A 14075-nucleotide genomic window follows, 5' to 3' on the forward strand; every position below is an offset into this window, starting at 1 on the left:
GAGCCATAACAGATAGGATGTGGGGGAACGATGATCTGGAGTTCCGGATTCCGGATCAGGGAAGCGTCGCATGGCACGCCGATGCTAGTGATGCCGGTCGCCGACCGCCGCTGAATTTCCCGGCATTTCGACGGGGCGGGCGGAGGAGGCATGGACGGGGGGCGGTGGGGCACTCGCGTCGCGATGGATGAGTGACCGTCGTAGGAATTCTGGAGGTCACCGTGGTACGGCAGGCCGATCCCCGGCACCTCTCCCTGGACGACCGCGACCCCGCGCCGCCGTCGCCGACCCCGTCGCCCGGCCCGGGCGGGCCGGAGCCGGGCCCCGGACCGGGTCCCGAGCCGAGTCCGACGCCCGGACCGCCGCCCGGACCGCCGCCGGACCCCGCCCCCGGCCCGCCGCCGGGCCCACCCCCGAGCCCGCCGCCCAGCCCGACGCCGGGCCCGCCGCCGGGCCCGCCGCCGGGCCCGCCGCCGCACCCGGTGCCCCAGCCGCCCGGCCCCGATCCGGTCCCGGACCCCTCCCCCGCCCCCGGGCCGCTCACCCGGCAGGCCCGCTGACGGAGGCGAACCGAGCCCTGAAAACCAGGCGAACCGGGCCCTGAAAACTAGCGCTTCGGCGGCGCCGCCTTGGCGGCCCGCTTGGCCTCCTGCTTGTAGGCGCGGACCTTGTCCAGCGATTCGGGTCCCGTGATGTCGGCGACCGAGCGGTACGAGCCCTCCTCGCCGTAAGGGCCCGCCGCCTCGCGCCATCCCTCGGGCCGCACGCCGAACTGCTTGCCGAGCAGCGCCAGGAAGATCTGCGACTTCTGCTTGCCGAAGCCGGGCAGTGCGTTCAGCCGGCCGAGCAGCTCCTTACCACTGGCGACGTCCCGCCACAGGGCGGCGGCGTCGCCGTCGTACTGGTCGACCAGGTACTGGCACAGCTGCTGCACCCGCTTGGCCATGGACCCCGGATACCGGTGCACCGCGGGTTTGGCCGACAGCACCTCGGCGAACCGCTCCGGGTCGCAGGCGGCGATCTCATGCGCGTCCAGGTCGTCGCCGCCCATGCGCCGCGCGATGGTGTACGGCCCGGAGAACGCCCATTCCATGGGCACCTGCTGGTCGAGCAGCATGCCGGTCAGCGCGGCCAGCGGGCTGCGTCCGAGCAATTCATCGGCCTCGGGCCGCTGGGCGAGGCGAAGGGTCACGTCCATCCCGTCCGAGTACCCCCCGCGACCGGACCGAACCGGTCTCCCCCGGCCGGGATCCCCCGTACGGGGGACACTCGCCCCGCAATTCAGCCGAATTGCGAGGTATTCGGGACCGTGCGAATCTGGTGGCGATCCTGAATTCGATCAACCAGAGGGAGACCGAGCGCGGCGGGACATTAGCGCATCGATGTGCCGCGGGCAGGATGTGACATCGGACCACGGAGACGAGTGACCATGTCAGCAACCGCGACTCGCCACCGGCGCCATGACGACACTCCCGATACCGACGGTGACTTCGCTCGCCTTTCCCGATTGCCGTCGGGTCCGGAGCGCGACGCCCTGCGAGAGGCGATCATCTGCGCCTGGCTGCCCGTGGCAAAGCGCCTGGCGCTGCGTTTCCGCAATAAGGGCGAGAACATGGAAGACCTCACCCAGGTCGCCTCTCTCGCGCTGGTGAAGGCGGTCGACCGCTACGACCCCGACCTCGGCCACGCATTTCCCTCGTATGCGATCCCGGTCATCACCGGTGAACTCAAGCGGCACTTCCGCGACTATCTGTGGACGCTGCACGTCCCCCGCAATATTCAGGAAGTCCGCTCCCGCACCCGCTCGGCGCGCGACGCCCTCGAACAGGAACTCGGCGGCCGCACCCCCACCATCACCGAGATCTCCACCCGCACCGGCATGCCCAAGGAAGATGTGAAAGCGGGCCTGGAGGCCAGCGCCTCCTGCACCCCGCTGTCCCTCAACGCCGCGGTCCAGGGCGCCGAGGAGCGGCTGCTCTCCGAGACGGTGGGCGCGGACGACGCGGCGATCGAGCGGGTCGTCAACCGGGAGGCGCTCCGGGCGCTGATCACCCACCTTTCGGAACAGGACCGCTACGTCCTGTATCTGCGGTTCTTCGTCGGCCTCTCGCAGAGCCAGATCGGCGAGATCCTCGGGTTCTCGCAGATGCACATATCCCGCCGGCTCTCCCGGCTGTACAGCGAATTGAGGCAGGGTCTGCTGGCCCATACCTGATCCCGCCGGGCGGGGCCCTGCCCGGCCGCGCAGGAGGTGGCCGATGGTCTCGGAGACGGCCCGCATCGCCGCGGACGACGCGCTGCTGGTGGGCGATCTGGTGATACCCGAGGGGGCCCGCGGCGTGGTGGCCTTCGCCCACGGCAGCGGCAGCTCCCGGCACAGCCCGCGCAACCGCTCGGTGGCCGAGGTGCTGCAACGGGCGGGCCTGGGGACGCTGCTGTTCGACCTGCTCACCATGGACGAGGAGCGGGTGGACGCGATCACCGCCGAGCACCGCTTCGACATCCCCTTGCTGGGCCGGCGCCTGGTGGCGGCGGTGGACTGGCTCGGCGGGCACCCGGCGACCGCCGCCCTGCCGGTCGGGCTGTTCGGCGCCAGCACGGGCGCGGCGGCGGCGCTGGTGGCCGCGGCGGAGCGGCCGGAGCGGGTGCGGGCCGTGGTCTCCCGCGGCGGCCGCCCCGACCTGGCGGGCGGTGTGCTCTCCCGGGTCCGCGCTCCGGTGCTGCTGGTGGTGGGCGGCGAGGACCACGAGGTGCTGCGGCTCAACGAGCAGGCGGCGGCCATGCTGGCGGCGCCCCACTCCGTGCATGTGGTGCCCGGCGCGACCCATCTGTTCGAGGAGCCGGGGACGCTGGCCCAGGCGGCCGAGGCGGCCCGCGACTGGTTCCTGGACATGACCACGGCCCCCGCGGCAGGGCCGGGCGGCTCCCGCCGGTCCCCCCGGCGGCCTTGAGTTTGAGGGAGCGTCAGGAGCCCAGCACCTCCCACAGGTCGTAACACACCGGCTCCTCCAGCTGGGCGTAGCCGCACCCCCGCGGCTCGCGGTCGGGCCGCCAGCGGCGGAACCGGGCCGTGTGGCGGAAGCGGTCGCCCTGCATATGGTCGTACGCCACCTCGCACACCCGCTCCGGCCGCAGCGGCACCCACGACAGGTCCTTGACGCCGGTCCAGCGGCTGGGCGCGCCGGGCATCCGGCCGCGCGCCTGGGCCTCCTCGCTGGCCCAGTCGGCCCAGGGGTGTCCTTCGAGGGTGTCCATCCGCAGCGGCTCCAGCTCGGTCATGAGCTCCTGCCGGCGCCGCATCGAGAACGCGCCGCACACGCCGACGTGCTGGAGCCGGCCGGCGGTGTCGTACAGGCCCAGCAGCAGCGAGCCGACGACCGGGCCGGACTTGTGCGGCCGCATGCCCGCCACCACGCAGTCCGCGGTCCGCTCGTGTTTGACCTTGACCATGACCCGCTCCCCCGGCCGGTAGCCGAGGTCGGGGCGTTTGGCGATGACGCCGTCCAGGCCCGCCCCCTCGAACTGCTGGAACCACCGCTCGGCGACCTCGAGGTCATCGGTCCAGGGCGCGGTGAAGACCGGGTCGGCGGCGGCGCGCAGCGCCTCGGTCAGCGCGTCCCGCCGCTGCCGCAGGGGCGTGTCCATCAGGGACTCGTCGCCCAGCGCCAGCAGGTCGAAGGCGACAAAGCTCGCCGGAGTCACCTCGGCCAGGTGCCGCACCCGCGATTCGGCGGGGTGGATGCGCTCCAGGAGCGCGTCGAAGTCCAGGCGACCCCCGCGCACGATGACGATCTCGCCGTCGAGGACACAGCGCGGCGGCAGATTCGCCGCCAGGGCGCCGACCAGTTCCGGGAAGTAGCGGGTCAGCGGCTTGCCCGAGCGGCTGACCAGCTCGACCTCGTCCCCGTCGCGGAAGACTATGGCCCGGAAGCCGTCCCATTTCGCCTCGTACCGCATGCCCGGCGGGATGGCGGCCGCGGACTTGGCCAGCATCGGCTCCACGGGCGGCATGACCGGAAGGTCCATGCCCCGATTGTGTGCCCCTCCCCGGCCCCGCGCCCGCCGGGAGGTGGCCTCGGGCCCGCGGGCCTAGCGTGGATCCATGGGAGAGACGGCGGAGCTCACGGTCGGTGAGCGCACGGTACGGCTGACCAACCCCGGCAAGCTCTATTTTCCGCAGCGGGGCTTCACCAAGCTGGACGTCGCCCGCTACTACCTGGCCGTCGGCGACGGCATCCTGCGGGCGCTGCGGGACCGGCCGACGATGCTGGAGCGCTACCCGGACGGCGTAGCGGGCGAGTCGTTCTTCCAGAAGCGGGCGCCGAAGAACCTGCCCGACTGGATTCCGACCGGGCGGATCTCCTTCCCCAGCGGGCGCCACGCGGACGAGATCTGCCCCACCGAGCCCGCGGCCGTCGTCTGGGCGGCGAATCTGGGGTGTCTGACCTTCCACCCGTGGCCGGTCCGGCGGCAGGACACCGACCACCCCGACGAGCTGCGGATCGACCTGGACCCGCAGCCGGGGACCGACTACGAGGACGCGGTGTGGGCGGCCGGCCGGCTGCGGCCGGTGCTGGAGGAGCTGGGGCTACGGGGGTGGCCGAAGACCTCGGGCGGCCGTGGGCTGCATGTGTTCGTGCCCATCGAGCCGGTGTGGACCTTCACCCAGGTGCGCCGGGCCGCGATCGCCATCGCGCGTGAGCTGGAGCGGCGCGCGCCGCGGCGGATCACCACGGCGTGGTGGAAGGAGGAGCGCGGCGAGAAGGTGTTCGTGGACTACAACCAGACGGCCCGCGACCGGACCATCGCCAGCGCCTATTCCGTGCGCCCCCGGCCGCACGCCCCGGTCTCGGCGCCGCTGCGCTGGGAGGAGGTGCCGGATGCCAGGCCGCAGGACTTCGATCTGGCCACCATGCCGGTGCGGTTCCGGGAGCTGGGCGATGTGCACGCCGACATGGACCGGCAGGCCTGCCGTCTGGAGGCCGCCCTGGAGCTGGCCGACCGGGACGAGCGGGAGCACGGCCTGGGCGATCTGCCCTATCCGCCCGAGCATCCGAAGATGAAGGGCGAGCCGAAGCGGGTGCAGCCCAGCCGCGCCAAGAAGTGAGGCGGCGGTCGCCTGGCGCAGGCGGTTGCCGGTCGCGGTACGTTCCGCGGCCCCCGGAGTACCGCGACCGGCGAGCTCACCGCCGGGGGGTGACGAACTGGGCGGTGCCCAGGGTCGCGAACCACTGGCGGATCCGGTTCTGGTCGTCCGTCCTGGCGAGCGAGAGCAGGAGCAGCAGCCGCGCCTTCTGCGGCGTGAGGTCCGCGGCGCCGATGACGCCGTCGGTGTTCTCGTCGTATACGGCGCCGGAGCCGGTGCGGGTCGTCGACGCGAAGATCACGCCGTTCTTGACCGCGTCCTTGCGCGCCTCGGACATCTGCGGGGAGATGCCGCCCGCGCCGGTCCCGGCGGTCACGACCCCGTCCGCCCCGGCGTCGGCGAACGCCTTGACGGCCTCGCCACCGGCGTCCTGGTAGCTGTAGGCGATCTCGACCTTGGGCAGCGTCTTGCCCATCTTGTCCAGGTCGAAGGGGGTCTCCCAGGTCTTCTTGCCGCACTGCTGGATGCGCGCGGGCGCCCGGTTGAGCCGGATGTTGTCCTGGTCGACGACGCCGAGCTCACCGCTGGCGCCGCTGTTGAAGGTGTCCATCCGCAGCGCGTCGGTCTTGCGGACCTCACGGGCGGCCTGGATCTGGTCGTTGAGCATCAGAACGGTGCCGTAGCAGGTGGTCTTCCCGCTGGCGGCGAGGTGGATGGCGTTGTAGAGGTTGGCCGGCGCGTCGGTGCCGATCACTGTCCAGGGGCGCATCGATCCGGTGAGGACCACCGGCTTGTCGCTGCGGACGGTCAGGTCCAGCCAGTACGCGAACTCCTCCATGGTGTCGGTGCCGGTGGTGACCACGACCGCGTCGTTCGTCTTCAGCGCCTGGTCGACCGTGGCCGTCAGCCTGCGGTAGTCGGCGATCGAGTAGCTGCCGGAGCCCTTGTTGCCGAACTGCTCGGGGGTGACGTCGGCGATCGTGTCCACCTCCGGCTTGAGGTCATTGACCATCTTGGAGATCGGCAGCTTCCCCGACTCGTAGTCCTGGAAGGACACCCGGCTCTTGCTGACGCCGGAGATGGTGCCGCCGGTGCCGATGACGGCGACCTTCGGCACGGGCTTCTTGTCGGGCTCCGCGCCGGCGACCGAGGCGGTCGTACCGAGGGCGAGGGATATGAGGGTGAACAGCACCGTGGAGCGGCGGGCGAGCTTACGCATCAGGGGAAGGGTCTCCTCGACCGGGGTGTGACGGGACCACTGGACGGATGGAAACTTGCCGCATACATGTTTCCCGGGTGTTCGATGATCGTGAACACACGATTGCCGCCCACGCTAAGCAGCGCTTCCCCCGTCAGGCGAGCGCTCGCGCAGCCGCGCCAGGAGCAGCGCCACATCGTCGTCCGGCGCCCCGTGCAGGGCGGCCAGCACCTGGTCGCAGGTCCGCTCCAGCGGGCCCTGCGGGCGGCCCAGCAGCTCCAGCAGGGTGCGCAGGCCCACGTCGATGGACTGGTGGCGCTTCTCGACCAGACCGTCGGTGAACAGGGCCAGCAGGGTCCCCGGCGACAGCTCGCACTCGACCGAGGCGAACGGCACTCCGCCCACGCCCAGCGGCGCGCCGCTGGGCATGTCGAGGAGTTCGGCCGGCCCGCCCGGGCGCACCAGCACCGGTGGCAGATGGCCGGCGGTGGACAGCCGGCACCGGCCGCTGCGCGGGTCGCAGACCGCGTACAGGCAGGTGGCGATCGAGTCGCCCAGCGTGGTGGTGATGTCGTCGAGGTGGCGCAGCAGCTCGGCGGGCGCCAGGTCGAGCTGGGCGAAGGCCCGGGTGGCGGTGCGCAGCTGGCCCATGATCGCCGCGGCGTGGATGCCCTTGCCCATCACATCCCCGACCACCAGGGCCACCTTGCTGTCCTTGAGGGACAGCACATCGAACCAGTCGCCACCGGCCGCGCTGACCGCGGGCAGATACCGCGAGGCGATCTCCAGGCCGTCCAGGTCGCGCGGCTGCTGGGGCAGCAGGCTGCGCTGGAGGGTGAGCGCCGCGTCGCGCTCCCGGGCGTACAGGCGGGCGTTGTCGATGCACAGTGCGGCGCGGGTGGCCAGTTCGCAGGCGAGGGTGAGGTCCTGCTCGTCGAAGGGCCGGTCGTTGATCGTACGGTGCAGACTGAGGGTGCCGAGCACGCTGCCGCGGGCGATCAGCGGGGCCGCCAGATAGGAGTGGACGCCTTCCTTGTGCAGCACGGCGGCGGCCGCCTCGTTCCGCGCGATGCGCCGCAGGTCCTCGTCGGAAACCCGGGGCACGAAGATCGGCTGGGCGTCGCGGACACAGCGCGTGATCATGCGGCTGGGGTCGTACCGGGCGATCTCGCCGACCGGGTCCGCCGCGTGCACGGCGTGGGTGGGGTAGCCCGCGGCCACGGCCAGCGCCCGGAAACGGGCCGAGCCGTCGGCGCCCAGTCTGGCCATGGGCTCGCGGTGCACCACGGCGTCCAGCACATCCACGGCGGCGAGGTCGGCCAGCCGGGGCACGGTGACATCGGCCAGCTCCTGGGCGGTCTGCCGCAGGTCCAAGGTGGTGCCGATACGCACTCCGGCCTCGGCGATGAGGCCCAGCCGCTCGCGGGCCTCGGCGATCTCGCTGGTCGCCCGGTGGCGCCTGGACACATCGATCACCGAGATCGCGACGCCCAGCACGCGCCCGCTGGGATCCTCCAGCCGGTAGTACGACTCCGACCAGGCGTGGTCGTGGTCCGGGTCGGCCGGGGTGCGGCCGACGGTCTGCTGGTCGAGCACCGGCCGCCCGGTCTCCATGACGTGCAGGATGGCGGCCTCGACGGCCCCGGTGTCCATGTTCGGCAGCACCTCGGCGAGGCGCCGGCCGCGCACCAGCTCCTGGGACAGGCCGTTCATCTTCTGGAGGGCCGGGTTGGCCAGGGCCCACCGCAGGTCCGTGTCGAACACGGCGAGGCCCACGGGCGACTGCTCGACCAGGAAGCCGGAGACGGCCAGGTCGGTCTCCAGCTGCCGTACGGTGCCCTCGTCGGCCGCGAGCCCGAGGGCGTAGGCGTCGCCGCGGGAGTCCCGCAGTCCCATGGTGCGGAACTCCACCCGCAGGGCGGAGCCGTCCTTGTGCCGGACCGGAAAGACGCCCGCCCACATCCTGCCCGCCTGCACCCGCGCGAACAGCTCCGCGGCGGACCGCCGGTTCTCGCGGTCGACCAGCAGGTGGGCGGCGTTGCGGCCGAGGGCCTCGGAGGCCCGGTAGCCGAGCAGCTGCTCGGCCTCCGGGCTCCACAGGGCGATGCGGCCGTCGCTGTCCAGCACCACCGCGGCGACCCGCAGCAGATCGAGCAGGCCACCCGGGGCGGCTGCGAGATCGTTCAGGCCCGCCTCGCCGTCCCCTCGCGGGCGGTCTTGCGCAGTCATCCCGGTACCTCATTCCCGCTGCCCGTACGCAGGGGCCGACGCGGCACCAGCGGACGGCCGGGCGGGCCTCCGGCTCTCCGTGCCCTTCTTCTGTCATACCTCTCCCGGCCCGGCCGCGCACACCCAGGTCACACGGCGGGCGCGGCCGCGACGGTCAGGTGGTGAGACGGTCCGGCCAGGTGCCCAGGGCGCGCAGCACGGTGTCGGCGGTGCGCTCCAGATAGTCGGCGTCGGGCCGCACCCCGCGACGCGGGATACCCGAAGGAGTTCGCCGCCATGCCGGCCGGGCTCGACGAGGACATTTCCGCGACTTCGCCATCGAGCACCGCGCGGACTGGGCCTGAGCGGGGCCTAGCGGAACAGGGCGGATGAGGCGCGGCCCCGGGGCCTGGGCGGCGCGCTGTCCCGCAGCGCGGCCCACAGCGCCCGGCTGTCGGTGAGCGGGCCGCCCGGCCTGACCAGCCAGATGTGGCCCTGCCGTACGCACCCGGGCCGGGGGCAGCGCAGCACCCGGCCCGGCCCGGCGGCGGCCACGGCGCGGCGGCGGCCGTGGCCGGTGCCCTGAAGCCACGCCTTCCACTCCCGGGCCGAGCCGGGCGGCACGAGGAAGGAGAGCACATGGCTGGCGGTGGCCAGCATCACCGGGCCGACGACCGCGTCACGCCGCCGCAGCGCCTGGACCACGGCCATCCCGGTGCCCTCGGACATCCGGACCAGGTCGAAGAGCGGGCCCACCGGGAGGTCGGCGAGGCCGTCGCCGCTGGCCCACTGCACGCGCACCCGGCCGGGCTCCTCGCCGACCGACGACAGCAGCCAGTCGGCCGCGGTGGTCTCCACGGTGCCTCGCCCACGCATGTCGCCTCCAGTCTCCCCGCCGCCTCGCCCGCTCCGGTCGCACCGCCCCGCCATCGGCCCGGCCGCGGCGCCTACCGCGCCGGCCCGAGCGCCAGCGTGAACCACACCTTCTTGCCCGCGCCGTCCCCGTCCGGCGGATCGGTGCCCCAGTCGCTCGCCAGGCCGTCGACGATGGCCAGCCCCCGCCCGGACTCCTCCGTCTCGGCCGCCGTACGGAAGACCGGCCGGACCGGCGAGCCGTCGGCCACCGCGATGCGCAGCTCGTCCCCGGCGGGCTGCACGCCCACGGTGACGGTGACGGTGTCGCCGGGGCCGCTGCTGCCGTGCTCCACCGCGTTCGCGAACAGCTCGTTCGTGGCCAGCACCGCGCTGTCCACGGCATGATCCAGCTGCCAGTACTTCAGGAAGGCGGTGAGCATCCGGCGGACGGCGAAGGCCCGGTCGGTCCGGGCCGGGAACTCGGCCCGGAAGAAGTGGCGGGTCGCCAAGGAGATCACCGGCCCCTCCCCGCGGGCCGAGGTCGTCGGGCCTGTCGCACTTGTCGCGCCTGTCGGGCCGATAACGCGCCCGGCGTGGGTGGTTGATGCCCCGGTAAGCGGGTAAGCGCATGCCTACGGCCCCCACCGCGGCATCCGCGCCGGGGGCGAGGGGTGCGCGCCCCTCGGCCCACCCACCGGGGCCGACCGCCACGGGCGGCTGCGGCCCGGTCGCGGTGGCTGCCGGGTTGCGGCATGGGTTCCTCCTTCGAAGACAGCTGGACGTACGTCGGTCGCCGTTCACGTAGACAAACGGTTGGACGGTCCGGTCGGCGAGGGGGCACGGGGGTTGTTCGGTTGCACGGGCGTAGTGGTTGGGGTCGCACGCCACGCGGACTGTACGGTCCGGGCGTGGCAAGCGTGAGTGAGGACTGCCGGCAGGAGCCCTGCCCGGCCGCGCGGTCCGGTGTGGACGGCAAGCGGATCGTGGTCACCGGGGGCACCCGGGGCCTGGGCGAACAGATCGTGCGCCTGCTGCTGGCGGACGGCGCCTCGGTGGCCACCTGTGCGCGGTCGGCGCCCGATCTGACGGCCCTGGCCAAGTCGCTGCCCGACCAGGGGCGCGAGGCGCTGTTCACGCGGGCGCTGGACGTCATGGAGCCGGGTCCGCTGGAGGAGTTCGTCAAGGGCGCAGCGGAACGTTTCGGCGGTCTGGACGGCGTGGTGGCCTGCGCCGGCGGCGCCCGCGGCGGCGGCCTGGAGGAGGCGGATGCCCACGACTGGGCCGCCACCTGGGAGTTGAACGTCGGACATACCGCCCGGCTGGTGCGGGCCGCCGTGCCGCATCTGCGCGGGGCGCGCGGGTCCGGGGGCGGATCGGTCGTGGTCATCGCCTCCATCTCCGGCTGGAAGCCGGGACCGCAGGCCCAGTACGGCGCGGCGAAGGCCGCCCAGATCCACCTCGCGGCCTCGCTGGCCCGCGAACTCGGACCCGACAACATCCGGGTGAACGCCGTCTCCCCCGGGTCGATGCTCATCCCCGGCAAGCGCTGGGACCGGATGCGCGACGAGGAGCCGGAGGCGTTCGCCGGGTTCGCGGCGGAGTTCCCGAGCGGCGAACTGGTCGCGCCGCAGGAGGTGGCGCGGGTCGTCGCGTTCCTTCTCTCGGACGCCTCCAGCGGCGTCTCCGGCGCCCATGTCCCGGTCGACCGCGCCCAGAACGCCCCGAGCCCGGAGGGTTATTAACGGCCTCGCCCGGGCCCTGCACACCCCCGGCGGTGCAGGGCCCGGGCGAGGCTCCCTTCCGGGCCGCATGGCGGTGGAGCCCGGAAGGAGCCGGGGAAAGGGTGCCGTAGCGCGTCTCAGGCCGCCGCGCCGAGCAGGACCCGGGAGCGGAGCTCGAAGTCGCGGACCATGGGCTCGCCGCGGTGCGGCCGCAGCCGGGTACGGAAGTCGCGCAGGGCCTGGACCGAGCGCTCGCTGTGCACACCGCTGAGCGCGCTGAGCGCCTCGTCGGCGGTGCCGATCGCCTCGTCGAGCCGGTTCTGCTGCAAATGGGCGGTGGCCAGGACCGAGCGGCTGATGGCCTGGCGGCGGCGCCGGTCGCCGTTGGCCCGCACCGACTCATCGGCCGCGCGCTCCGCCTCCGCGGCGCTGCCCAGGTCGCGGAAGCACAGCGCGCCCTCGGCCGCCAGGTAGTGGTGGTCGAGGAAGCGGACCCACTCCGACTCCTCCTCGGCACCCCGGCTCGCCGCCAGCGCGGCGTCCGCCGAGCGCAGCGCGCGGGCGGCCTCGCGGGGCTCGCCGAGGGCGGCGTATCCACGGGCCGCCATGGCGTGCAGCCGCATCAGTCCCAGGGGGCTGCCCGCGTTCTTCGCCGTGACCACGCCCACCCGGGCGAGCTCGACGCCCGCCTGGGGCTGGCCGAGGTTGGTGGCCAGGTGGGACAGGCCGGCCAGGACCTGGCCGCCGAGGACCCGGTCGCCGCCTTCCGCGCACAGCCGCAGCGCCTGGGTCATATAGCGCTGGGCCAAGCCGTATTCGGCGTTGTCGTAGCTGCTCCAGCCGGCCATCGCGGCCAGCTTGGCCGCGGCGGTGAACAGCGCGCGCCGCTCGCCCGCGGCCACGCCGCGGCGCTGGAGCATGGGGACGACCTCGGTCGACAGGTACAGGACGATGCTGGCGCGGACCTGGCCGCCGCCGAAGCGGTTGTCCATCTCGTCGAACATGCTGATCGCGGCGCGGACCTGCTCGATCCGGCCGGCGTCGGCGGCAGCGGCCGGACCGCCGGCGGCCGGGCCGGCGGTGCCCTGGCTCTCGACCAGCCACAGCAGCCATTCGCGCTGCGGGGTCACCAGCGCGCCGGCGACGAAGGGGACCGCGCCCAGCAGGCTGCGGCGGGATATGTCGGTGGAGCCGAGTTCGGCGAGCGTGTGCAAGGTTTCCGCCACGTCCTCCCGGTAGGCCAGCGCCCTGGCGACGACCGGGCGCTGTCGGTCGGGGATGAAGCCGAGCTCGGCGGGGGCCATCGGCCGGCCGAGCCGGTGGGAGAGCACGGCCGCGATCAGTTCCGGCGTCGTACCGCGCGGCTGGCCGCCCTGAAGCCAGCGGGTGACCGACGCCTTGTCGTAGTTGGAGGAGTGCCCCTGACGGCGGCCCAGCTCATTGACGCGCAGGGCCAATGAGGCGTACGAGCAGCCGGATTCCTTGAGGGCCGCGGCCAGCGCCTGGTTGGTGGCCGAGCCCCGGCGCCGGGTGCCCGGCGCCGCGCTGTCGGTCACCGCGGCCACCCCTGACCCATGCTGTCGCCGCGCGCCGCCGAGCCGCTGGGTGCCCGTAACGCCCTAGCGGACAAAGGTGGTTGAGGGCACCAGCCGTGGTGCGTGAGATGAGTCACGTGTCCCACTATGCGCGCCGACAGGCTCAGCTCGCAAGCTTCGTTCTGATAATTTCAAAACGATCCGCATCGCTCTGTCCGGTGCTCGGAGGTCATGGCACACTGCACCCACATGACGGCGATTCCGGGAGGCAGGACGTGAGTGAGGCACGGCCGGGAAGCGCCGCTCCCACCGTCTTACGCATGGTCCTGGGCAAGCGCCTGCGCCATCTGCGGGAGCGGGCCAAGGTGTCGTTCGAGGAGGCCGCCCGGGCCGTCGAGGTCACCCCGCTGACGGTCCGCCGGATGGAGAAGGCCGAGGTCGGCCTGAAGATCCCGTACGTCAAGGAGTTGCTGCGGACCTACGGCGTCCCCTCACCGGAGATCGACGACTTCCTGGACCTGACCCGGGAGGCCAACCAGCCCGGCTGGTGGCACCAGTTCCGCGATGTCGTCCCGGAGTGGTTCAGCGCGTATGTGAGCCTGGAGAGCGAGGCCACCGTCATCCGCGCCTACGAACCGCACTACGTCCCCGGCCTGCTCCAGACCGAGGACTACGCCCGCGCGGTGCTGCGCGCCGGTTTCCCCAATGACGCGGACGAGGAGATCGAGCGCCGGATCGCCCTGCGCGTCAAGCGCCAGAGCCTGCTCTCCAAGCCGGACGCCCCGGCCATCTGGGCCATCCTGGAGGAGACGGCGCTGCGCCGCCCCGTCGGCGGCACCGAGGTGATGCGCCGGCAGATCGACCACCTCACCGAGGCCCTGGCGATGCCCAAGGTCCGGCTCCAGATCATGCGGTTCGCGGCGGGGCCGCACCCCGGGGCCTTCGGTCCCCTGCACTACTTCCGGTTCGGATTCTCCGAACTGCCCGACGTCGTCTACACCGAAAGCGTCACCGGCGCGGTCTATGTGGACCAGCCGGCCGAAGTCGTCACCTGTCTCGAGGTGCTGGACCGGATGGCCGTCCAGGCCGAGCCGGTCGGCGAGACGATTCCCATCCTGGCCGAACTGCGTAAGGAGCTCTGACATGACGGACCCGGTCTACAGCGGAATGCCGGCCATGGACCTCGGTACAGAGGGCTGGGAAAAGCCCTGGAGCGGAACCAACGGCGGCACCTGCATCGAGGCCAAGCGGCTGCCGGACGGCCGGGTCGCGCTCCGTCAGTCCACGGACCCGGCCGGCCCCGCCCTGATCTACTCCCGGGCCGAGGTCGCCTCGTTCCTCGAAGCCGCGAAGGCCGGCCGGGCCGACTTCCTCATCGCCTGAACGGCCCCCGCCACCGGGGAAAGCCATCCCGGAAAGCCATCCCGCGAACCACTACGCCCGCACAACCGCACAACCCGGCCCCGGACTCC

General features: G+C 72.9%; 14 protein-coding genes. 7 read left to right on the forward strand and 7 right to left on the reverse strand.

Going from position 1 to position 14075, the window contains the following annotated elements; genetic code table 11:
* Nucleotides 1-191 precede the first annotated feature (191 nt).
* Nucleotides 192-560, forward strand: a complete 369-nt coding sequence (locus ACWY4P_RS08355) for a hypothetical protein (RefSeq protein WP_456209601.1) — start codon at nt 192-194, stop codon at nt 558-560.
* Nucleotides 561-607: 47 nt separating this feature from the next.
* On the opposite strand, the gene ACWY4P_RS08360 is transcribed toward ACWY4P_RS08355, so the two are convergent.
* Nucleotides 608-1198 carry an HhH-GPD-type base excision DNA repair protein gene (locus ACWY4P_RS08360; protein ID WP_456209602.1) on the reverse strand — a complete coding sequence of 197 codons (591 nt, stop codon included), beginning with the start codon at nt 1196-1198 and terminating at the stop codon, nt 608-610.
* Nucleotides 1199-1429: 231 nt separating this feature from the next.
* Between ACWY4P_RS08360 and ACWY4P_RS08365 the strand changes: the two genes are divergently transcribed.
* The gene (locus ACWY4P_RS08365; RefSeq protein WP_456209603.1) at nt 1430-2215 is read left to right on the forward strand and encodes a SigB/SigF/SigG family RNA polymerase sigma factor; all 786 of its coding nucleotides are present in this window, start codon (nt 1430-1432) and stop codon (nt 2213-2215) included.
* Between the two features lie 43 nt (nt 2216-2258).
* The gene (locus ACWY4P_RS08370) at nt 2259-2951 is read left to right on the forward strand and encodes a dienelactone hydrolase family protein (RefSeq protein WP_456209604.1); all 693 of its coding nucleotides are present in this window, start codon (nt 2259-2261) and stop codon (nt 2949-2951) included.
* A gap of 13 nt (nt 2952-2964) precedes the next feature.
* On the opposite strand, the gene ACWY4P_RS08375 is transcribed toward ACWY4P_RS08370, so the two are convergent.
* The gene (locus tag ACWY4P_RS08375) at nt 2965-4026 is read right to left on the reverse strand and encodes an ATP-dependent DNA ligase (protein WP_456209605.1); all 1062 of its coding nucleotides are present in this window, start codon (nt 4024-4026) and stop codon (nt 2965-2967) included.
* A gap of 76 nt (nt 4027-4102) precedes the next feature.
* Between ACWY4P_RS08375 and ligD the strand changes: the two genes are divergently transcribed.
* Nucleotides 4103-5107, forward strand: coding sequence for a non-homologous end-joining DNA ligase (ligD, locus tag ACWY4P_RS08380; protein WP_456209606.1), 1005 nt, complete (start codon nt 4103-4105; stop codon nt 5105-5107).
* 76 nt (nt 5108-5183) lie between these two features.
* On the opposite strand, the gene ACWY4P_RS08385 is transcribed toward ligD, so the two are convergent.
* The 4 genes from ACWY4P_RS08385 to ACWY4P_RS08400 all read right to left on the reverse strand — a co-directional run bounded on the left by ACWY4P_RS08385 (nt 5184) and on the right by ACWY4P_RS08400 (nt 9865).
* On the reverse strand, nt 5184-6305 hold the full coding sequence (locus tag ACWY4P_RS08385) for an asparaginase (protein WP_456209607.1): 1122 nt from the start codon (nt 6303-6305) through the stop codon (nt 5184-5186).
* A 114-nt stretch (nt 6306-6419) separates the two neighbouring features.
* Nucleotides 6420-8513, reverse strand: a complete 2094-nt coding sequence (locus ACWY4P_RS08390; RefSeq protein WP_456209608.1) for a SpoIIE family protein phosphatase — start codon at nt 8511-8513, stop codon at nt 6420-6422.
* A 351-nt stretch (nt 8514-8864) separates the two neighbouring features.
* Entirely contained in the window at nt 8865-9368 is a 504-nt protein-coding gene (locus tag ACWY4P_RS08395) for a hypothetical protein (protein ID WP_456209609.1), read from the reverse strand.
* Nucleotides 9369-9439: 71 nt separating this feature from the next.
* The gene (locus tag ACWY4P_RS08400; protein ID WP_456209610.1) at nt 9440-9865 is read right to left on the reverse strand and encodes an ATP-binding protein; all 426 of its coding nucleotides are present in this window, start codon (nt 9863-9865) and stop codon (nt 9440-9442) included.
* A gap of 399 nt (nt 9866-10264) precedes the next feature.
* Between ACWY4P_RS08400 and ACWY4P_RS08405 the strand changes: the two genes are divergently transcribed.
* Complete coding sequence (locus ACWY4P_RS08405; RefSeq protein ID WP_456212853.1) at nt 10265-11089, forward strand: SDR family NAD(P)-dependent oxidoreductase; 825 nt, start codon at nt 10265-10267, stop codon at nt 11087-11089.
* Nucleotides 11090-11205: 116 nt separating this feature from the next.
* Here ACWY4P_RS08405 and ACWY4P_RS08410 read toward each other — a convergent pair whose 3' ends face one another.
* Nucleotides 11206-12633 carry a hypothetical protein gene (locus ACWY4P_RS08410; RefSeq protein ID WP_456209612.1) on the reverse strand — a complete coding sequence of 476 codons (1428 nt, stop codon included), beginning with the start codon at nt 12631-12633 and terminating at the stop codon, nt 11206-11208.
* A 290-nt stretch (nt 12634-12923) separates the two neighbouring features.
* On the opposite strand from ACWY4P_RS08410, the gene ACWY4P_RS08415 reads away from it, so the two are divergent.
* Entirely contained in the window at nt 12924-13745 is an 822-nt protein-coding gene (locus ACWY4P_RS08415; protein ID WP_456209613.1) for a helix-turn-helix domain-containing protein, read from the forward strand.
* 1 nt (nt 13746) lies between these two features.
* Nucleotides 13747-13986: a DUF397 domain-containing protein gene (locus ACWY4P_RS08420; RefSeq protein ID WP_385616172.1), complete on the forward strand. Its 240-nt coding sequence runs from the start codon at nt 13747-13749 to the stop codon at nt 13984-13986.
* Nucleotides 13987-14075 lie beyond the last annotated feature (89 nt).

The sequence above is a fragment of the Streptomyces sp. LZ34 genome (assembly GCF_053890475.1).